At 68.3% G+C, this 20,299-nt stretch carries 18 protein-coding genes; 10 read left to right on the top strand and 8 right to left on the bottom strand.

All coding sequences use genetic code 11. From position 1 onward, the window contains the following. Positions 1–118: 118 nt before the first annotated feature. Both E0H45_RS20420 and E0H45_RS20415 read left to right on the top strand, forming a co-directional pair. Complete coding sequence (locus E0H45_RS20420) at positions 119–814, top strand: response regulator transcription factor (RefSeq protein ID WP_131339525.1); 696 nt, start codon at positions 119–121, stop codon at positions 812–814. Beyond that, positions 814–1,959 carry a sensor histidine kinase gene (locus E0H45_RS20415; protein ID WP_131339523.1) on the top strand — a complete coding sequence of 382 codons (1,146 nt, stop codon included), beginning with the start codon at positions 814–816 and terminating at the stop codon, positions 1,957–1,959. Before E0H45_RS20420 ends, E0H45_RS20415 begins: the two co-directional genes overlap by 1 nt. On the opposite strand, the gene E0H45_RS20410 is transcribed toward E0H45_RS20415, so the two are convergent. Both E0H45_RS20410 and E0H45_RS20405 read right to left on the bottom strand, forming a co-directional pair. Further along, positions 1,939–2,964 carry an NAD-dependent epimerase/dehydratase family protein gene (locus E0H45_RS20410; protein ID WP_131339521.1) on the bottom strand — a complete coding sequence of 342 codons (1,026 nt, stop codon included), beginning with the start codon at positions 2,962–2,964 and terminating at the stop codon, positions 1,939–1,941. The genes E0H45_RS20415 and E0H45_RS20410 overlap by 21 nt on opposite strands. Then, complete coding sequence (locus E0H45_RS20405; protein ID WP_131339519.1) at positions 2,961–3,737, bottom strand: S-methyl-5'-thioadenosine phosphorylase; 777 nt, start codon at positions 3,735–3,737, stop codon at positions 2,961–2,963. Before E0H45_RS20405 ends, E0H45_RS20410 begins: the two co-directional genes overlap by 4 nt. Positions 3,738–3,975: 238 nt before the next feature. Here E0H45_RS20405 and E0H45_RS43285 point away from each other — a divergent pair, with 238 nt between their 5' ends. Together E0H45_RS43285 and E0H45_RS43280 are read left to right on the top strand one after the other, a co-directional pair. After that, complete coding sequence (locus E0H45_RS43285) at positions 3,976–4,470, top strand: hypothetical protein (protein WP_238155115.1); 495 nt, start codon at positions 3,976–3,978, stop codon at positions 4,468–4,470. Continuing rightward, a complete protein-coding gene (locus E0H45_RS43280; protein WP_238155114.1) occupies positions 4,467–5,417 on the top strand; it encodes an RNA polymerase subunit sigma-70 in 951 nt (316 codons plus the stop codon). Before E0H45_RS43285 ends, E0H45_RS43280 begins: the two co-directional genes overlap by 4 nt. 1 nt (position 5,418) lies before the next feature. Here E0H45_RS43280 and E0H45_RS20395 read toward each other — a convergent pair whose 3' ends face one another. Then, a complete protein-coding gene (locus E0H45_RS20395) occupies positions 5,419–7,074 on the bottom strand; it encodes a bifunctional 3'-5' exonuclease/DNA polymerase (RefSeq protein ID WP_131339515.1) in 1,656 nt (551 codons plus the stop codon). A 135-nt stretch (positions 7,075–7,209) separates the two neighbouring features. Between E0H45_RS20395 and E0H45_RS20390 the strand changes: the two genes are divergently transcribed. The 6 genes from E0H45_RS20390 to E0H45_RS20365 all read left to right on the top strand — a co-directional run bounded on the left by E0H45_RS20390 (position 7,210) and on the right by E0H45_RS20365 (position 12,324). Continuing rightward, a complete protein-coding gene (locus E0H45_RS20390) occupies positions 7,210–8,562 on the top strand; it encodes an aminotransferase-like domain-containing protein (protein ID WP_131339513.1) in 1,353 nt (450 codons plus the stop codon). Positions 8,563–8,636: 74 nt separating this feature from the next. Further along, positions 8,637–9,536, top strand: a complete 900-nt coding sequence (pdxS, locus tag E0H45_RS20385) for a pyridoxal 5'-phosphate synthase lyase subunit PdxS (RefSeq protein ID WP_131339511.1) — start codon at positions 8,637–8,639, stop codon at positions 9,534–9,536. 23 nt (positions 9,537–9,559) lie between these two features. Continuing rightward, on the top strand, positions 9,560–10,105 hold the full coding sequence (locus E0H45_RS20380; RefSeq protein WP_238155113.1) for a DUF6891 domain-containing protein: 546 nt from the start codon (positions 9,560–9,562) through the stop codon (positions 10,103–10,105). Then, complete coding sequence (pdxT, locus tag E0H45_RS20375) at positions 10,102–10,695, top strand: pyridoxal 5'-phosphate synthase glutaminase subunit PdxT (RefSeq protein WP_131339509.1); 594 nt, start codon at positions 10,102–10,104, stop codon at positions 10,693–10,695. Before E0H45_RS20380 ends, pdxT begins: the two co-directional genes overlap by 4 nt. 33 nt (positions 10,696–10,728) lie before the next feature. Then, complete coding sequence (locus E0H45_RS20370; RefSeq protein WP_131339508.1) at positions 10,729–11,490, top strand: YebC/PmpR family DNA-binding transcriptional regulator; 762 nt, start codon at positions 10,729–10,731, stop codon at positions 11,488–11,490. A gap of 117 nt (positions 11,491–11,607) precedes the next feature. Then, positions 11,608–12,324, top strand: coding sequence for an alpha/beta fold hydrolase (locus E0H45_RS20365; RefSeq protein WP_131339506.1), 717 nt, complete (start codon positions 11,608–11,610; stop codon positions 12,322–12,324). On the opposite strand, the gene E0H45_RS20360 is transcribed toward E0H45_RS20365, so the two are convergent. From E0H45_RS20360 to E0H45_RS20340, 5 genes are all read right to left on the bottom strand, one after another. After that, on the bottom strand, positions 12,325–13,122 hold the full coding sequence (locus E0H45_RS20360; RefSeq protein WP_131339504.1) for a hypothetical protein: 798 nt from the start codon (positions 13,120–13,122) through the stop codon (positions 12,325–12,327). A gap of 69 nt (positions 13,123–13,191) precedes the next feature. Next, positions 13,192–14,190 carry a rhamnogalacturonan acetylesterase gene (locus tag E0H45_RS20355; protein WP_131339502.1) on the bottom strand — a complete coding sequence of 333 codons (999 nt, stop codon included), beginning with the start codon at positions 14,188–14,190 and terminating at the stop codon, positions 13,192–13,194. Between the two features lie 10 nt (positions 14,191–14,200). Further along, a complete protein-coding gene (locus tag E0H45_RS20350; protein WP_131339500.1) occupies positions 14,201–16,894 on the bottom strand; it encodes an exo-rhamnogalacturonan lyase family protein in 2,694 nt (897 codons plus the stop codon). Further along, on the bottom strand, positions 16,867–19,413 hold the full coding sequence (locus E0H45_RS20345; protein ID WP_131339498.1) for an exo-rhamnogalacturonan lyase family protein: 2,547 nt from the start codon (positions 19,411–19,413) through the stop codon (positions 16,867–16,869). Before E0H45_RS20345 ends, E0H45_RS20350 begins: the two co-directional genes overlap by 28 nt. Next, positions 19,410–20,297: a carbohydrate ABC transporter permease gene (locus tag E0H45_RS20340; RefSeq protein ID WP_131339497.1), complete on the bottom strand. Its 888-nt coding sequence runs from the start codon at positions 20,295–20,297 to the stop codon at positions 19,410–19,412. The genes E0H45_RS20345 and E0H45_RS20340 overlap by 4 nt, the downstream gene beginning before the upstream one ends. Between the last annotated feature and the right edge of the window lie 2 nt (positions 20,298–20,299).

Below are 20,299 nucleotides of genomic sequence, written 5' to 3'. Positions count from 1 at the left end.
CGACGGTAAGGACGAACCCGCGTCGCCAGGGCCCGAACACGACTACGGGTCGCTTACGGCGTACTGCGTTCCGGCGCTGGTGCGGCTGCGGGACGGACTGAGGATCTACGCTCAGAGCGTGGCTACTCGTGTTCTTGTGGTGGACGACGACCCGACCGTGTCGAACGTCGTCTCGGCGTACCTGACCAAGGCCGGGTACGACGCCCGCGTGGTCGCGGACGGTGCCTCCGCGGTCGAGGTGTGGCAGCAGTGGAAGCCGTCGGTCGTCGTACTGGACGTGATGCTGCCCGGACTGTCCGGACTCGAGGTGCTGCGCCGGATGCGCGCGGCCGACGACGGTGCCGCGGTGATCATGCTGTCCGCGCGCGGCGAGGAGGAGGACCGGCTCGTCGGGCTCGAGGTCGGCGCGGACGACTACGTGGTCAAGCCGTTCAGCCCGCGGGAGCTGACGCTGCGGGTGCAGGCGATGGTCCGGCGGGAGGAGCGTCTGGCCGGGCTCGATCTGACGCCGAGCAAGCTGAGCGCCGGGCCGGTCGTCGTCGACACGGCGGCGCGGCGCGCGTACCTCGGCGAGGATGAGCTGTCGCTGACGCATCGCGAGTTCGACCTGCTGGCGTACCTGGTGTCGCATGCCGGCAAGGCGTACACGAAGGCCGAGTTGCTCCGCCGCGTGTGGGGCTGGGACTTCGGCGACTCGTCGACCGTCACCGTGCACGTACGGCGGTTGCGGGAGAAGATCGAGGCGGATCCGTCCGATCCGAAGCTCGTGCTGACCGTTCCGCGGACCGGGTACCTGTTCGCCGGTGACGCCTGATGAACAGAGACATGGCGACGATCCTGGCGCTCACCACGCTGTGGACGCTCGTGGTGGCGGCGGTCGGGGCGGTCGTGCTGTGGCGGTTCCGGCGGCGGTCGTTGCGGATCACGATGATCGTGGCGGCGCTGGCGCCGATGGCCGGTGCGCTGGCGGCGGTGCTGCAGAGCGTCCGAGCGATGTTCATCTCCGAACACGACTCGTGGGTGGTGCTGTGGACGCTGGCGTTCGCGGCGCTGCTCGGGCTGGCGATGTCGGTGCTGCTCGGGCACTGGATCAGCGTCGGGTCGCGCGATGTCGGACGGCGGCTACGTCACCTCGGTACGTCGTACGAGCCGACAGAGGCTGCGGGCGTAGTGGTTCCCGCGGAGCTGGCCGCGTTGACGAACGAGTTGGAGATGACGCGGAAGAAGCTCGCCGCGTCGCATCAGCGGGAGCGGGCTCTGGAGACTAGCCGGCGGGAGCTGGTCGCGTTCATGTCACATGATCTGCGGACGCCGCTGGCCGGATTGCGGGCGGTGTCCGAAGGGCTCGAGGACGGCGTGATCGACGACGTACCGGGCGCTTTGCGGCAGATGCGGTCGACGGTCGACCGGATGACGGGGCTGGTGGACGACCTGTTCGAGCTGTCGCGCTTGTCGACGGCGCCGCCGCCGCGCCGACGGTCGGCGGTGAGCCTGCGGGAGCTGGCCGAGGACGTCGCGGGGGAGAACAACGAGCATGCGCGGGCGGAAGGCGTTCAGCTGGCCGTTTCGACGCCGGGTGACGACGATCGGCTCGCCGTACAAGGGGATCCGGACGAGTTGACGCGTGCGGTCACCAACCTGGTCGGGAACGCGATCCGCCACACGTCGGCGGGTGGGACGGTGACGCTGACGGTCGATCGCGAGACCGACGGGCGGGTCCGGCTCGCGGTGACCGACGGGTGCGGCGGCATTCCGGCGGACGATCTCGAACGGGTCTTCGATGTCGGCTGGCGCGGCGACGAGCAGCGCACGCCCGATGCGGGCGGCGGCGGTCTGGGGCTGGCGATCGCGCGCGGTGTGGTCGAGTCCCACGACGGGAAGATTGCCGTCAGCAACGTCGACGGCGGCTGCGCGTTCGAGATCGACCTCCCGCCCGTACTAGCCAGCCGAGTGGAGTAGGTCCTCGAGACCGGTTTGCAGGTCGTACGCCGGTTTCCAGCCCAGCTCGTTCTTCAGGCGATCGGACGCGGCCGTGATGTGCCGGACGTCGCCGAGGCGGTACTCGCCGGTGACGACGGGCCGCGGGCCGCCGTACGCGCGGGCCAACTCGGCGGCGACCTCACCGATCGTGGTGACCGTGCCGCTGCCGACGTTGTACGCCGTGAACGGTGGCTGGCGGGGGAGCGCGGCTGCCGACAGTGTGACCGCGGCTGCGACGTCGCGGACATGCACGAAGTCGCGGCGTTGGCGACCGTCCTCGAAGACGCGCGGTATCTCGCCACGTTCGAGGGCGGACCGGAAGATCGCGGCGACTCCGGCGTACGGCGTATTGCGCGGCATGCCGGGGCCGTACACGTTGTGGAAGCGGAGTGCGGTGACGCGGCCGCCCGTCTCGCGGGCCCACGCGGCGGCGAGATGCTCACCGTTGAGCTTGCTGGCCGCGTAGGCGTTCCGTGGATCCAGTGCGGCGTCCTCGGTGACGAGGCCGGGCCTCAGTGGGGCGCCGCAGTGCGGGCAGGGCGGCTCGAAGCGGCCTTGTTCGAGGTCTTCGGTACGGCGGGGGCCAGGGGCGACCTGTCCGTGGTCGTCGCAGTCGTAGCGCCCCTCGCCGTACACGACCATCGAGCTGGCGTAGACGAGGTTGCGGATGTTGCCGAGGGACTTCAGGAGGACCGCCGTACCGAGGCTGTTCGAGGAGACGTAGTCGTCGATGTCGTCGAGATGGACCCCGAGGCCGACCTTCGCGGCCAGGTGAATGACGGTGTCGACGCCGTCCAGCGCCCTGGTCACCGCGTCCGCCCTGCGAATGTCGCCGACGACCAGGCCGGGGCTGCGCGCGGGGCGTGCGGCGTGCACGTCCGGGCGGAACGAGTCGAGAACGGTGACTTCGTGGCCCTCGGCAAGTAATTGGTCGTGGACGTGGGTACCGATGAAGCCGGCCCCGCCCGTCAGCAGGACTCTCATCGCGCCGCCTCCGTTCCGTCGAGGGAGTGGTGGCAGCTGCAGTCGGTGTCGGGCTTCGGGAGTTGCGCGATCACGTTCTTGAGAAGGTCCTGCAGGCGTTCGATGCTGTGCTTGAAGGCCTCGAACACCTCGGCCTGGGTGACCCCGGCGCCGCTCTCGACGCCCGCATCGTGGTCGGTGACGACGGCGATCGACGTGTAGCAGAGCGCGAGTTCGCGGGCGATGGCTGCCTCCGGTGCGCCGGTCATGCCGACGACCGACCAGCCCTGGGCCGCGTGCCACCGCGACTCGGCGCGGGTCGAGAACCTCGGTCCGTTGATCACCACCATCGTGCCCTCGGGTACGACGTTGCCGGTGGCAATCACCGTTGCGCGGCCGACGGGGCAGTACGGGTCCGCGGCGGAGGTGTGGACCACCGGCGCCTCGTCGTACACCGTGTGCGGCCGGCCCCACGTGCGATCGACGTACTGGTCGGGAACCACGAACGTGCCGGGCGTCAGCTCGGGCTTGAGCGATCCGACCGCGCAGGGGCCGAGGACCTGGCGGACGCCGAGCTCGCGCAGCGCCCACAGGTTCGCGCGATAGTTCACCCGGTGCGGCGGGAACCGATGGTCGGCACCGTGCCGCGGAATGAACGCGACCTCCCGCCCGTCGAGGTCACCAACGACCGGAGCCTCGCTGGGCGCGCCGAACGGGGTGTCGATCTCGATGGTCTCCGCACCGGACAGAAACGAGTAGAACCCGGACCCGCCGATCACACCAATATCCGCCATACGCCCGACGCTAATGCCGCCCCGACACCTGGATCACCCCATCCGCCCCACCGTCACCGCTCCGTAAGCGCCCACCCTCCACTCACCGCTCTTTGAGCACCCACCAACCACTGAGCGCTCTTTGAGCACCCACCAACCATCTTCCGGGGCTTGAAATGGTTGGTGGGTGCTCAAAGTGGGGCTGCAGCGATGGGTTGGTGGATGCGGCCTGGGGTTTGGCGGGTGATCGAATGGGGGTGTGGAGATCTCCTGGGTGCTGCTCGCGGTGGGCGCGGTGCTGCTGCTGTTCGGCGCCTACGCGAGCTGGACCGCCGGCCGGCTCGACCGGCTGCACCATCGTGTGGAGCTCGCCCGCGCGTCCCTGGAGACCGAGCTGGCGCGACGTTCCGCCCTGGTCGCGGAACTGGCCGGCAGCGACATTCTCGACCCGGCCTCCGCGCTCCTGCTCCTCGACGCGGCCCATCGCGCCCGCGCGGCCTCACTCGACGCGCTCGAACTCCGCGAACAGGCCGAGTCCGCCCTCACCCGCGCAATCCATGCCACCGGCACCGACATCGAACCGTGGGCCGGCGAGCTCGGCCTCGCGATGCGCCGCGTCCAACTGGCCCGCCGCTTCCACAACGACGTAGTGGTCTCCACCCGCGACCTCCGCCACCGCCGCCTGGTCACCTGGTTCCGCCTGGCCGGCCGCGCTCCCATGCCCACCACCATCGAACTCGAGGACGGACGATGAGCACCTTCGAGGAGGATGTTGAGCGGTATCGGCATGAGTTGCGGGTGCATTGTTACCGGATGCTCGGGTCGTACGACGAGGCTGAGGATCTCGTGCAGGAGACGTTTCTTCGTGCGTGGCGGGCGATCGGGGAGTTCGAGGGGCGGTCGTCGGTGCGGGCCTGGTTGTACCGGATCGCGACGAACGCGTGCATCGACGTACGGCGTCCTCGTCGGGTGCTGCCGTACCACCTGGAGCCGGCCTCGTTTCCCGCTACGGCCTTGCCGGCGCGGGAGGATGTGCCGTGGTTGCAGCCGTTTCCTGATGTACTGCTGGATCGGGCCGAGGAGCCGGACGCGGCCGCGATCCGGCGCGAGACGATCGAGTTGGCGTTCCTGATCGCCATTCAGCACCTGCCCGCGCGGCAGCGCGCCGTACTGATCTTCCGCGACGTCCTCGGCTGGTCCGCCCGCGAGACCGCAGCCGCGGTCGATCTGTCGGTGGCGGCCGTCAACTCCGCCCTCCAACGCGCGCGTCCGGTCCTCCGCGAGCACCTGCCACCACACCGTTCCGAGTGGTCGGCGCGCGACACCTCCGATGACGAACGCAAACTCCTCCAGCGCTACCTCACCGCCTGGGACAACGCCGACCCCACCGCCCTGGCCGCCCTCATGCACGAAGACATCCGCATCACCATGCCGCCGTACCCGTTCTGGTTCTCCGGCATCGAAGACGCAATTCGCTCGCTAACCCCCAACCTCAGCCCGACCTACCGCGGCCACTGGCAGTTCATCCCCACCACCATCAACCGCCAACCCACCCTGGCCGCCTACCTCAAACCCCCAGCGGCCCCCACCCACCACCTCTTCGCTCTAGACATCTTCCGCATAGAACAAAACCGCATCTCCGAAATAACCGCCTACGAAACCACAAACCACCAGCTGTACAACCTGCCCGAGACGGTCTGAGCTACTTCGCGTCCGCGTAGACCTCGACTGTGGCGGTGGTGAAGGTGAAGTTGGTGGGGGTGGGGCCGAAGGTCAGGGTGCCGGCGAGGTTGCTGGCTTGTTGGATGGCTTCGGTTACCTGGTCGGCTTCTTCGGTGGGGCAGTGGACTATGACCTCGTCGTGCTGGTGGAAGACGAGTTCGGCCTTGAGGGGCGTCAGGGACTGACGGAGGGCGGCCAGGAGCAGTAAGGCCCAGTCGGCGGCGCTGCCTTGTACTACGAAGTTTCTGGTGAAGCGGCCGCGGGCCCGGGCGTGGCGGGGGTCTGTGGTGGGGATGTCGGCGGGCGGGCCTTCGAGGAGGGCTTCGTCGAGGGGGTGGCCGCTGGGTGGGCAGGTGCGGCCGAGGTACGTGCGGACCAGTCGGCCTTCCTCGCCGGCTCGGGCCGCGTCGTCGACGTACGCGACGGCTTGCGGGAATCGTTTGCGCAGCATGGCGAGGTTCTTCAGGCCGTCACCGGACGTCTGCCCGTAGATCGCACCCAGTACGGCGATCTTCGCCTGCGCCCGGTCGCCGGAGAACGCTTGGTCTGAAACGGCTTTGTAGAGATCACCGGGATCGCTGGCGACCTCCATCAGCGCGCGGTCGCGGGAGATCGCGGCGAGCACCCGCGGCTCGAGCTGCGATGCGTCGGCGACGACGAGCCGCCAGCCGGGGTCCGCGACCACCGCGCGTCGGATCACCTTCGGGATCTGCAGACCGCCGCCACCGTTGGTGATCCAGCGCCCGGACACGGTGCCGCCAGGAACGAAACCGGGCCGGAAACGCCCGTCGTGGACCCAGTCGTTCAGCCAGCTCCAGCCGTTCGCGGTGTAGATCCGGTAGAGCTTCTTGTACTCGAGCAGCGGTGCAACCGCCGGATGATCGACGTGCTCGAGCTCCCACTTCCGGGTCGACTTCACCTGGTGCCCGGCCTGCTTGAACGCCTTCAGTACGTCGGCCGGCAGCTCGGGCCGCACGCGATGCCCGAACGCCGCGGAGATCTCGTCCGCGAGCTCGGTCAGCCGGCGCGGCTCGCCCGAACCGGGGAACCTTTCACCGAGCAGCTCGCTCAACAACTGCCGATGCGCGTCCGCGCTCCACGGCAACCCAGCCAGATCCATCTCCGCAGCGACGAGCATCGCGGACGATTCCGATGCCGTGAGCAACCGCATCCGGTCCGGGTACTCGGCCAGATCGTGCCGTCGGATCTGGTCGGCGTACACCCGGAGCAACGCCTCGAACGGGACCGGCTCGACGGAGATCTCGAACAACGACGACTGCTCACCCGGTACGACGGCGCGCAGGGGCGGATCGGGTGGGACCGGACGACCGCTCAAACGCGCCCACGCGGCGGCCGCGGACCGTGGCTCGCCGAGGCGGCCCTCATGACCGAGGAGCAGCCCCTCGGTGTTCTCGATGTCGTAGCACCGCTCGACCCGTACGCCGGCGGCCAGCAACCGCGGATAGATCTCGCTCGACGAACGCCACACCCACCGCGTGACCTGCGGCCGTGACGCGACGGAGGTGACCAGATCCGGCTCGCGCAGAATCTCCCCGGCCGGCTGCCCGTCCGGATGCAGGGCAACGAGCATCGCCCCGCCGCCCTCCTCCGCAGCGATCAGCCACCGTTCGTCCATGCACAGATCTTCACATCCGCCGCCGACACTCTGATCACCCCCACTTTGAGCACCCACCAACCGTTTCGCCGGCCCGAAAATGGTTGGTGGGTGCTCAAAGACCGGGGATCAGGCCAGTTGTGGGAGACTGGACTTATGTGGCGGGCGGGGGATCTGGAGGCGGCGGACGGGACCAAGACCGAGCAGGTCGAGGGACTCGTGCTGCGGCGGATCGAGCGGGGCGACCTGTCGATCGGGTCGCGGTTGCCGTCGGAGCGGGTGCTGGCGGAGCGGCTCGAGGTGAGCCGCGTGACCGTCGTACGCGCCCTGGAGAACCTGCGGCGTGACGGCGTACTGGAGACCAAGCGTGGCTCCGGGACCGTGGTGCGGCCGCTGGACCGGCTGCTGGACCCAGTGGCGCCGGCGTCGACGGTGACGGCGGGGGACCGGCCGGTGCTCGACCTGCGGTTCGCCACGACGGCCGCGCCGCATGACGTGGCTGAGGCGGCGGCGCAGATCGTGCAGGACGGGCTGCCACAGGCCATGGGAGGTGACGGACCGCCACCTGGTGGATCACAGGAGCTCAGAGCGGCGCTGGCCGAGCGCCTCACCGCAGAGGGCGTGCCGACCGAGCCGGAGCAGCTGACGCTCACTGTCGGCGCAGCAGCCGGTCTGAACGCCGCACTGGCCGGTCTGGACCTCGGACCGGGCGTAGCGATCACCGAGACCCCGACGTACCCGGCTGCCTTCGACCTACTCCGCAAACACCGTCTGGACGTAGCAGGCTGGCCCGCCGGCGTCTGGGACACCGACCAGCTCGCTCACCTCTGCCGGCGCCACCGCCCGAAGGTCATCTACCTGCAGGCCGACAACCACAACCCGACCGGCCTCAGCCTGCCCGCTGACCGGCGTCAGGCAGTCGTCGAGATAGCACGCAGGTACGGCGCTGCTCTGATCAGTGACGAGACGATGCGACCACTGTGGTTGGCGAGTGGGGACCAGGCCGAACCACTGAGCCGCTACCCGCGCACAGTGAGCGTTGGTTCGCTGTCGAAGACCGTGTGGGGCGGGCTGCGCGTCGGCTGGGTGCGTACCGGCAAGCAGCTCCGCAGGCGGATCAACACCGCGGCACAGCTCAGTGTGGCGTCGCCGAGTGCGCTGGACGACCTCCTGGCCCGGGCGATCGTGCCGAAGCTCGACAAGGTGATCGGCCGCCGCAGGACCCGGCTGCGCGCCAACCTGAACGCTCTGGAGGCCGGACTCCGGACGCTCGACGGTGTGGCGTGGCCCACGCCGACCGGCGGTATGACGCTCTGGCTCGAGCTGACCGAGACCAGGGCCCGCCGCGTCCTGGAGGCGGCCCGGGAGCAGGGCCTGCTGCTGGGCGCCGGTGACCTGTTCACTCCGGACGCGACCGACCGCCGCCACATCCGGATCCCGTTCACGGCCCCGCCGGCCACGCTGCGGCTCGTGGTGGCGCGGCTGGACGAGGTCCTTCAGTCCACTTGATTCAGGGTGGACTGAGGTTAGATGCTCGCCACCTCCTAATCTGGACAGTGAGGCCCCACGACCAGGAGGAAGCAGTGACGGAGAACCAGACCCCCCAGACCGGCACCGCCAAGGTGAAGCGCGGCATGGCGGAGATGCTCAAGGGCGGCGTGATCATGGACGTCGTCACCGCCGAGCAGGCCAAGATCGCCGAGGACGCCGGCGCGGTCGCGGTGATGGCGCTGGAGCGGGTCCCGGCCGACATCCGCGCCCAGGGCGGCGTCTCCCGGATGAGCGACCCGGACATGATCGACTCGATCATCAACGCGGTGTCGATCCCGGTGATGGCCAAGGCCCGGATCGGTCACTTCGTCGAGGCACAGGTGCTGCAGAGCCTCGGTGTGGACTACATCGACGAGTCCGAGGTGCTCACCCCGGCCGACTACGCGAACCACATCGACAAGTGGCAGTTCACCGTGCCGTTCGTCTGCGGCGCGACCAACCTGGGCGAGGCGCTGCGCCGGATCACCGAGGGCGCGGCGATGATCCGCTCCAAGGGCGAGGCCGGCACCGGTGACGTGTCCAACGCGACCACCCACATGCGCCAGATCCGCCAGGAGCTCCGCAAGCTGCAGAACCTCCCGGAGGACGAGCTGTACGTCGCGGCGAAGGAGCTGCAGGCGCCGTACGAGCTGGTCAAGGAGGTCGCCGCGCTCGGCAAGCTGCCGGTGGTGCTGTTCACCGCCGGCGGGATCGCCACCCCGGCCGACGCCGCGATGATGATGCAGCTCGGCGCCGAGGGCGTGTTCGTCGGCTCCGGCATCTTCAAGTCGGGCAACCCGGCGCAGCGCGCGGAGGCGATCGTCAAGGCCACCACGTTCCACGACGACCCCGACGTGATCGCCAAGGTCTCCCGCGGTCTGGGCGAGGCGATGGTCGGGATCAACGTCGACGAGATCCCGCAGCCGCACCGGCTTGCCGAGCGCGGCTGGTGACCTCCTCGAACAGCCTGCCGTCGGTGGACGAGCGGACCGCCCGGGAGCTGCGGGGCCTGGCCCGCGTCCTGGTGCGGTCCGGGTACGCCGACCACGCGGCGATCACTGCTGCGCTGACCGAGGCCGTCTCGGAGGACGCGCCGTCGATGGACGCGGCCGCTCTGGTACCGCTGCTGATCGGCGAGGCGGTCATGGACCTCAACGAGGACGCCTCCGCCTGGCCCGAGTCGACGGATCCAGACCGGTTGGACGCCGTACTCGCGGAGTTCGAGCGTCTCGGGCTGGTGGTGGTCCGCTACACATCGGATCACCACGCGGCTCGGCAGGCGCTGGAGGCCGCGGAGAGTCCGCAGGGGCTGGTGTTCTTCACCGACACCGACGTCTGGCACGCGGTCGACTTCGGGATGCTGGAGCTCAAGCTCTGGCACCCCGACACCGCCAACGTGGCTCCCGGCGAGCCGCTGCTGGAGGACGTGCTCGCGCTGCTGCGCCAGAACGACCTGCCCGCGGTGTTCGACGAAGGCCGCATCGAGGTCACCCTCGACTGGCAACGGAGGGTGACTTTATGACCGTCATCGGCGTTTTCGCGTTGCAGGGGAACGTGCGCGAGCACCTCGCCATGCTGGCCGAGGTGGGTGTCGAGGGTCGCGCCGTACGGCGTCCGTCCGAGCTGGCGGAGGTCGACGCGATGGTGCTGCCGGGTGGTGAGTCGACCACGATGGACAAGCTGGCCCGGGCCTTCGACCTGTTCGAGCCGCTGCAGAAGCGGATCGCGGACGGGATGCCGGCGTTCGGCACCTGCGCCGGGATGATCATGCTGGCGAACGAGATCACCGGCGGGACCGCGGACCAGGAGACGCTCGGCGGGCTCGACGTGACGGTCCGGCGGAACGCGTTCGGGCGGCAGGTCGACTCGTTCGAGGCGGACCTGGAGTTCGCCGCCTTCGACACGCCGTACCACGCCGTGTTCATCAGGGCACCGTGGGTGGAGCGCGTCGGGAGGGACGTCGAGGTACTGTCGACGGTGAGGTCGGGCCCCGCCGCGGGTAGGATCGTCGCGGTTCGCCACGATCGGCTGCTGGCCACGTCGTTCCATCCGGAGATGACCGGGGACGCCAGGCTGCACGGCTACTTCGCCGAGTTGGTCCGCGGCCTCTGAGACGTTGCAAGCGGTAGAAGGGTTGGGTTCGCCATGTCAGGCCACTCCAAATGGGCCACCACGAAGCACAAGAAGGCCGTCATCGACGCGAAGCGCGGCAAGCTCTTCGCGAAGCTGATCAAGAACATCGAGGTGGCCGCCCGGATGGGCGGTGGCGACCCTGGCGGGAACCCGACCCTGTACGACGCCATCCAGAAGGCGAAGAAGTCCTCGGTCCCGAACGACAACATCGACCGCGCGGTCAAGCGCGGGTCCGGTGCCGAGGCGGGCGGCGCGGAGTACCAGACGATCATGTACGAGGGCTACGGCCCGAACGGCGTGGCGATGCTGGTCGAGTGCCTCACCGACAACCGGAACCGGGCCGCCGCGGACGTCCGTACGGCGATGACGCGGAACGGCGGATCGCTCGCCGACCCGAACTCGGTCGCGTACATGTTCAACCGCAAGGGCGTGATCGTCGTCGCCAAGGACCAGGACGGCAAGTCGCTGTCCGAGGACGACGTGATGGAGGCCGTGCTCGAGGCCGGCGCCGACGAGGTCAACGACCTCGGCGAGTCCTGGGAGGTCGTCACCGAGGCCACCGACATGGTCGCGGCCCGCACCGCCCTGCAGGACGCCGGCATCGACTACGACTCCGCGGATGTCCAGTTCGTCCCGTCGATGACGGTCGAGCTGGACGCCGACGGCGCCGGCAAGATCTTCCGCCTGATCGACGCCCTCGAGGACAGCGACGACGTCCAGAACGTCTACGCCAACTTCGACGTCAGCGACGAAATCATGGCCGAGGTCGGCTGAAGCTGGGGGCCGCGGTGACCGCGGCCCCTTCGCTCGGACTGAAGTGTGTCAGATTATTGACGGGCGTCAGGTGGAATGGCACGATTCGAGGCACCTTGAGCCTTGAAGGAGTGCGCCATGGCTGGAACGTTCGTGTTGATCACTGGTGCCTGGCATGGCGGGTGGGCCTGGCGGCCGGTCGCCGAGCAGCTGCGGTCCGCGGGTCATCAGGTGCTGACTCCGACCCTGCCCGGACTGCAGGACGGTGCGGACCCGACGCCGCACACGCTGACTGATGTCGTCGACTCGGTCGTCGAGTTGGTCGAGAGCGAGGACCTGCGGGACGTCACGCTGGTCGGGCACAGCTGGGGCGGTTACGTGATCGCGGGCGCGGCCCCCAGGCTGGCACCGCGGTTGCGCAAGCTCGTGTTCTGGAGCGCGTTCGTCCCGGCCGAGGGCCGCAGCCTGTACGACGAGGTGCCGCCGAACTATCAGGCCTTGTTCGACGGACAGGCGCAGGCGTCCGGGAACAACTCGGTCGCGATGCCGTTCGAGGTGTGGCAGATGGCGTTCATGCCGGACGCGTCCGAGGACGTGCAGCGCGTCGTCCACAGCCTGCTCGTGCCGCAGCCCATGCAGTACTTCACCGAGACCGTCGCACCGCTGGATCTCGACACCCTCGGCGTACCGGTCGGCTACCTGCTCGGCGAGGACGACGTCGCCCTACCGCCCGGCGAATACGGTTGGAACCGATTCGCCGAGCGGCTCGGTGTCGCTCCCGTCCCGACCCCCGGCAGCCACGAAGCCTGCTTCACCCGTCCGGTCGAACTGGCCGAAGCCCTCCTGAAGATCTAGCTACATTCCGAGGGCTTTCCCGTCGATCACCTGGGCAGCTGGCGGGGCCTTCGGCGCGGTGACCTGGTTGTACTCGGTGAAGGTCAGCGCGTCGGTGCCGGACGACTCGAGGCGGACCGGGCGCGCGGTGGCGGTGTCGACCCATAGGGTGCCGTCGCTGTCCCGGAGACCGATCGCGCTGACACCGTCGACGGTCCGCGGCGCGGTCTTGCGGAGCGTGCCGGTCGGCTCGAACAGCGTGTCGAAGAACTTTGGCTTGCTGGCGAACGCCGCGAGCTCGCCGAGGTCCTTGTCGGTCAGCGGCGTCTTGATCCAGCGGCCCCCGACCAGCGCGATCACGGCGTCCGCGTCGGCCTTGTCCTTGATCTGGGCCCGCCAGAACTTGTCACTGATCTTCAGGTACGCGGTCCGGTCCAGGACGATCAGCGAGAACGCGGCGCCGTTGATGCTCATCGTGCCCTGACCGCCGGCCTTGCCGAGCCGGATGTCCAGCACGATCCGGTCGCCGTCGTCGGACATCGAGCCCTTCATCCGGACACTGGTCGCGGCCTTCGCGGCGGCCTGGGTCTTGGCCAGGATCTTCGTCGCGGACAGCCCGGCGATACTGCTCGCCGGCGTACTGGCCGGCGGTTTCGGCACCGTTACCACCGGAGACGGCGTGACGGACGTTGCCGTCGGGGTGGGTGTCGGCGTGGTCCCCAACGAGTCGCTGGTTGCGGGGTCGGATCCCCCGCAACCAGCGACGAGTACAGCCAGCACACCCACCATCGCGCCGGCCGCCGTACGACGTTTCAGCATCTTGCTCCCCCTCCCGCACTCCCCAGTGCAGATATCTGAGAGATGCAGGAAGCACCCGAAAAGTTGCGATCAGTTCCAGTAGCGCTCGTCGATCAGGTTCAGCGCGGCGAGGTCGGTCGCGACCAGATCGGCGTAGACGGTCGCGCCGTACTCGGAGGTGTGGGTGTCGTCGCGCTTCTCCCGGGTCAGGTACAGCGCCTTCGCGGCCTCCGGTCCGAGGGCCTCGACAACCGCCTGCGTACGGGCCGTGAGATCGATGAGGGCGACGTGCTCGGCCGCGGCGACCGAGCGCATCTCTGCGGGGAGGTCGACCCCCAGGCCGTTGACGATCAGACCGGTCGAGTTGAGCTTCGTCCCGGTGAACCATCTCCGCACGATCGGCGTGACCAGGACCGGTGTCGCACCGGTGGAGCGGATGCCGGCGACGATCTCGGTGAGATTGGCCCGGTACTGCGTAGCCGTCGTCTGCTTGTCGTTGTGGCCGAACTGTACGAGTACGACGTCGCGCGGCCGGAGTTGCGGTCGCAGCGCCGCCCACATCGCCGGCTCGGCCAGGAACGACACCGTGCTCTCACCAGATCCCGAATGGTTCGTCACCGACAACCCCTGACCGAACCGGCTGGGCAGTCGTTGGCCCCAGCCCGTGTACGGCGCTGTCTCCTGGTCGGTGACCGTCGAGTCGCCGGCCAGGAACAGCCGCCGCGTGCTCACCGGCGCCCGGGTCACGACGACGTTCAACGGAGCCGCCCCGGAGAACCGCAGCGTGAGGCCCGGCGTACCTGGTCCACCGAACCCGTTCTGCTGCCCCTCCGGATCCCGCACATTGACCGTGACGTGCAGTACGGGCGACGAGCTCCCTGACACCATCAACCGCCGCGCCTCCGCGAGTACCTCCACAGGTTCCCGCTCACGTCCCAGGACCACCGTCACGTTGTAGTCGCCCGGCGGGACGTCGTACGTGCAGGTGACCGGTGCCTCGCCGGTGCACTCCGACGGAACTCCTGCCGTGGCCGTCATTGGTTGGGCGCCGAGGGCCAGCACGACCCCAGCGGTGAGCAAACGCAGCATGGCGGCCACCTCACGGGTTCACGATCTGGTCGCCGGCCAGGGCGAGGGTTTGGATGGCGGCGAGGCCGTACAGGGCTGTGGTGTTGGTGGAGACCCACTTGGCGGCCTGGGTGGGGTTGAGGGTGGTGGTGACATCTTCAGCGGTCCAGGGGAGTGTCGGCGCGTAGCCGTCACCCGTGTAGAACTCCGACCAGGCGCGGGCGGCCAGGTCGTCGCGGTTCAGCCGGACCGAGGCGTACGCCGTGAGTCGCGCATGGCCCTGGCGGAGGATGAGGTTGCCGAAGTACGCACCGCACTCTTCCGTCTGCTCGGCCCGGGTGGCGTTGAAGAGCCGGCAGTACTGCAGCCACGCGGCCTCGAACGCGGGCATCTCCACCAGGTCGATCAGCTCGGCGCAGATCTCCACCTGGCCGAACATGGCGCTCAGATGAGACACGCTGACGATCTTCTCGGCCACAGGTGCGAAGCGACCCGTGTCGAGGTCGTAGAGCCCGCTGCCGGTGACGAACCCGTTCGGCATCGCCCCGATCGTCTCCATCGTCCCGAGCAGCTTGGCCTTCGCCGCAGCGGCCTTGGGGCCTTGCCGCTCCCACTCGGTCAGCCAGGCAGCAGCCAGACCGCTCCAGTCCGTGCCGAGACCGATGGACAGTGCATGCGGGTCAGGTGTGTACGGCTCGGTCCTGATCTTCCGCAGCGGGTCCAGCACCAGGAACGTCGTCTCCGACTCCACCAGCTCCGACAGCAGGTCGCCAGTGCGCTCGTCAGCCGTCAGGTAGTAGTAGAACCGCCTGTACGCCGCCGTACTGATCCGCTGCTGCTTCGCGCTGTCCGCCCAGTGCTGTACGCCGTGCCGCGTACCCAGGCCGGCCCACTGACCCAGGTGGTAGACGTCGACCTCACCAGTGTGTCGCGTCATCGCCTCCGCGAACCGGAAGATGTCCGCGCGCCCAGACCGCAGGAACGCGTACCAGAGCCATAGGTCCGGTGACAGCTCCGAGTTGTCCCACGCGTACCCGCCCACGTCGTACCGCCACACCAGCCGGTCCTCGTCGAACGTGTGCATGATGTCGCCGTAGTCCCAGAACCCGTACCAGTGCCGCGACTCGACCTGTCCGCGGTAGTAGTCGAACAGGAAGTCCAGGTGGTCCTCGATCGCCTTCTTCGCCGGCACGGACCGGTCCACCGGACTGAACAGCCCACCGAACACCCGGGAGCTCACCAGCTGGTCCACCGGGTTGATGAGCTGCGGTGGCGTCCGCACCTGGTCGGCCAGGTCACCCAGCCGTGCAGCCGACGGCGTCGCCTCCAGCGCCCAGAACGTCAGCTCAGACGTCCGGGCGATCCCGTACGGCGTACCGAACGCGGGCTCGTAGTCCTCATAGGTGATGTTGAGGCCCTCGAGCTGCTCCGGGTAGGTGTCCTGGCCCATGCCGTCGTGGTAGAACCGCGTGTCCATCGCACCGGCCGCCGGCGACCACAGCCACACGGTCACCTCGGCTTCCTCGGTCGCCGCCTTCCGGATGTCCAGCTGCGTCGGGTGCCGCTGCCAGAAATCCCTGAGCCCGAAGGCGAATCCGCCGCTCACGCCGCCGACGTACCCGAGTCCGGAGGCGCGTTTGCCCTGGTCGACCGAGACCCAGCCGTACCCCTTCGCGGTCCGCTTCTTCACCGTGAACCCGTCCGCGGTCAACTGGCTCAGCGAGTAGTCACCCCACTCGGGGATGTACTGCAGCCGCGTCGTCACTCGCTGGTCCCACGTCGCCGGATCCGGCAGCTTGGTCCCGGCGATCTGCGCGGCCCGTACGACGGCCCCCGGATCCCGCCGCAGACCGGTGATGCCCTTCACCGCCTCGGACACCATCCCGTGCCCCTCGCCGACGAACCGCACATGCCGGTCGTACGCCGCGTCGCGCAGCGGCACCGAGAAGCGCACACCGAGCCCGGCGATGTAGTCCTTCTGCCCGTCGCGGTCGTAGACGAACGTGTGCACCATCCGCACGTTCTCCGCGCCGGCCACGAAGTACAGCCGGACCGAGAACGGCAACCAGGTCAGGCCCTTGCGCGACTTGTGCCGGCCTTCGATCCGTACGACGGCGCGCACCGGGCCGGACTGCTCCACGGTGACCCGGGTGATGTCGCTGTCGTACCGGTCCCGGACAGCACCGCCGTCCTCGTCGTCGGCGATCTTGTCCTGCTTCAGGTTGATCAGCTGACCCTTGCGCGCGATCAGCACATCACCACGCCAGATGTGGCTGATCAGTTCGGTCCCGCTCTTCCGGATCCGCGCCTTGATCACGCCGGTGTCGACGTCGACGTACAGCTTCTCGTTCTTGACCGTGACGGGATGCGCCGGCGCGGTCGCCGTACCCGGGCCGAGCGTGTACGACTCAGCAGGTGCGTCCACTGCGATCGCGTGCGCACTCCACTTGAGGGAACCGTCCGGCCAGTACGCGGTCGGCCAGCTCTGCACCGGTACGTCGACGCCGTCAGCGGACTTGAGTGCGAACGACTGGTTCGCTGGTACGGCGCCCTTCGGCCAGGGCGTACCCCAGGTGGTGACAGCCGCTGTGGTGGGCCTGCCTTCGAGCCAGCTGAGTTTGACGTCAGGAGCTTCAGCAGCCGCGGCCGGTTGGATGTTGTCGAGCAGGGACACCGCAGGTACGGCGGCCATACCTGCTAGGACGGTACGTCGGGAGACCTCCATGCCGTTCCACCTCTGTCATTCCGGTGTTCGGGGATCAGGGACAGGTTCTGGATCGCTGCCAGCGCGTACTGCGACGCGCCGTTGGTGCTGATGAACGCGGCCTCGTCGACCGGCATCAGGGCGCCGTCGACGGGAGTGGTCTTCCACTCGGCTGTGTCCACTGAGAACTTGCGCCAGGCCAGCCGCGCCAGCTCCGGGTCACCGGTGCGCGCAGCGGCGTACGCAGCCAGTCGGCTGTGGGCCTGCTCCTGCGAGATGCCTTGCAAGGGTTGACCGAGCTCTGCGGCCTGCTCCTCGGGCGAGAGCAGGTACAGCCGGCAGTAGTCGAGCCATGCCTTCTCGAACCCCGGTACGTCGAGGTCCAGGTCGATGAGCTCGGAACAGATCTCGGGCAGCCCGAAGAGCGAGGACAGGTGGGACACCGCGATGGTGTCCCGGCTGGTGTCGAAGCGCCCGGTGGACAGGTCCAGCCGCGCACTACCGGTCAGGAAGCCGTAGTGCAGCGCAGCGATGTCGGACATCGTTCCCACGAGCCGTGCACGGGCACGCTCGTCGCCGTGTCGTTCCCATCGCGTGAGCCACGCAGCGGCCAGTGCGCCCCAGTCCACGCCAAGCTCGATGGACAGCGCGCGCGGGTCGGGGGAGTAGACGTCCGGTCGTACCTTGCGCTGCGGGTCGACGACGAGGAATGCCTCCTCGATGGTCGCCAGCTCGTCCATCAGGTCACCTGTCCGCTCGTCCGCGGTCAGGTAGTAGTAGAAGCGCCGGTAGATCGCACTGGAGATCCGCACCTGCTTGCAGCTGCAGCCCCAGTGCTGCACGTTGTGCCGCGACCCCAGGCCCTTCCAGCGCCCTAGGTGATGTACGTCGACCTCACCGGTGTGCCGTGTCATCGACTCGGCGAAGCGGAACACGTCGGCCCGCCCGGTCCGCAGGTACTGGTACCAGAGCCACAGGTCGGGGGAGAGCTCTGAGTTGTCCCACGCGAACCCGCCCACGTCGTACCGCCACGTGTGCCGGTCGCGGTCGTAGGTGTGCATGACGTCGCCGTAGTCCCAGAACCCGTACCAGCGGCGTTGCTCGCGCTGACCGACGTAGTACTGGAAGAGGAAGTTCAGCCGGGCCTCGATGTCCTGGTGGTCTGCAGTGGGCAGACTCCAGGTGCCGAACACACCTGACTCCAGCAAACGCGCAGGAGAGACCGTGAGCAGCCCAGGTGAGTTGAGCAGTGCTACGTGTTCCGACAGCTCCTCAGCTGACGGTGTGGTGTTGTGGACCCGCAGGCTCAGCTCGTGGGTACGGGCGACACCGTGTGCGTTGCCGAAGCCCGGTTCGTAGTCCTCGTAGGTGATCTCGAGTCCTTCGAGCTGTTCGGCGTACGTGTCCTGGTCCATGCCGTCGTGCCAGTAGCGCACGTCCATGGCCGGTGCGCTCGGCGACCACATCCACACTGTGGCCGTGGCGACGTCGGTGGCCGCGTTGCGGATGTCCAGCCGGGTCGGGTGCAGTTTCCAGAAGTCGCGGAGCCCGAAGCCCAGTCCGCCGCTGACACCGCCGACGTACCCGTAGCCGGGTGCTCTGGTGCCGGAGGGAATGGTGATCCACCCCTGTCCCGCGCCGGTTCGTTTGCGCAGCGTGAAGCCGTCCGCGCTGGTCTGGTCGAGCGTGTAGTCGTTCCACTGCGGGATGAGGTGCAGGCGGTCGGCCACCTCCGGGTTCGGGATCGCCTCGACAGCACCGCCGGCGACCTGGGTACGTCGTACCTCCTCGCCCGGATCGCGGCGCAGACCGGTCAGACCGCGCACTGCCTCGGTCAGGAACCCGGATGGACCGGCGAGCCGGATGTGGCGGTTGTGCGGCTCGTCGCGCATCACCACGTCCGCACTGAGCCCCAGACCGGCCAGGAAGTCCCGATCCGGATCGCCGTCCCAGACGAAGCTGTGCACGATCCGTACGTCGGCAGCGCCCGCGTAGAAGTACAGCCGCACCGAGAACGGCAGCCAGTTGCCGTGCTTGCCCTCGAGCCTGACAACGGCCCGCACCGGACCGTCCTGCTCGACGGTGATGCGATCCACCGTTGCCGTCGTCTGCTCCCGTGATCCGCCCAGGTCGTCGTCGGGAGCGTTCTGCCGCAGGCTCACCAGCCGAACGTCCCGCACGACTTCCTGACCGTCGTAGCTGATCGACGAAATCAGCCCCGGTTGCCGGAGCACCCACGCGACAGGCCCAGTCGTAACCCGCACCTCGCCGTCGTCCCGTTCCACCTGAACCGGCTGAGCCGGCGTCGCGGGTTCACCGACGACCACCTCGTACGACGGCTCGGGCTGCTCGGACGGCCCGATCGCGTGCGCGGACCACTTCACCGAGCCGTCCGGCCACGTCGCAGTCGTCCAGCTCTGCACCGGCGTACCGTCGGTCAACGCGAACTCGGTGCCCTCGGCAACCGTGCCTCGGGCCCACGGAACGCCCCAGGAAACGCCTTGTCGACATGGTGTTTCCAGCCATTGCAATGTCGTCATTCTTTCACCGACCCGATCAGCACGCCCTTCGCGAAGTGTTTCTGCAGGAAGGGGTAGAAGAACAGGATCGGCAGCGTCGCGACCACGACGACCGCGAACTTCAGGCCCTGCTCGGGGAACGTCACCGTCTCCAGTTGCTGCAGCACGTTCGCCGAGTCCGCGTTCGCCGCGGTCAGCTGGCGGACGATCATCTGCAGCGTCCACTTCTTGCTGTCGTCGATGTAGAGCAAAGGCGACATGTAGTCGTTCCAGATCCCGACCGCGTAGAACAGCGAGAACGTCGCGATGATCGGCTTCGACAACGGCAGCACGATCCGCAGGAACACGTTCAGCTCGTTGCAGCCGTCGATCCGGGCCGCTTCCTCGAGCGCCTCCGGCAACTCCTGGAAGAAGCTCTTCACCACGATCAGGTAGAACGGGTTGATCGCCAGCGGCAGCATCAGCGCCCAGTAGCTGTCCAGCAACCCCAGATCCCGTACGACGAGGTACGTCGGGATCATCCCGCCGCTGAACACGAGCGTGAAGATCACCAGGTTCAGCACCAGCGCCCGCCCCGGCAGGAACTTCTTCGCCAGGGGATAGGCCATCGTCAGCGTCAGCAGTAGCTGGATCACCGTGCCGACCGCGGTCACCCCGACCGTGGTCAGCAACGCGCGCACGAACGTGTCGGTGGAGAAGATGTAGTGGTACGTGTCGGTGACGAACTTGTGTGGCCACAGGAAGAACGGCCGCGAGCTGATCTCGGACTCGGTCGCGAACGATCCGGCGAGCACGTAGAGCAGCGGAAGCACCGTCACCACGGCCAGTGCGGTCAGCACCACGACATTCAGTACGTCGAACACGCGACTGCCGACCGAGTCGTAGTACCGGACTCGTTGTTTCATCG

It is taken from the genome of Kribbella soli, assembly GCF_004331345.1.
Lineage (GTDB): Bacteria > Actinomycetota > Actinomycetes > Propionibacteriales > Kribbellaceae > Kribbella > Kribbella soli.
Note: the sequence above shows the minus strand (reverse complement) of the source record. Positions and strands in the feature narration are given on the sequence as shown.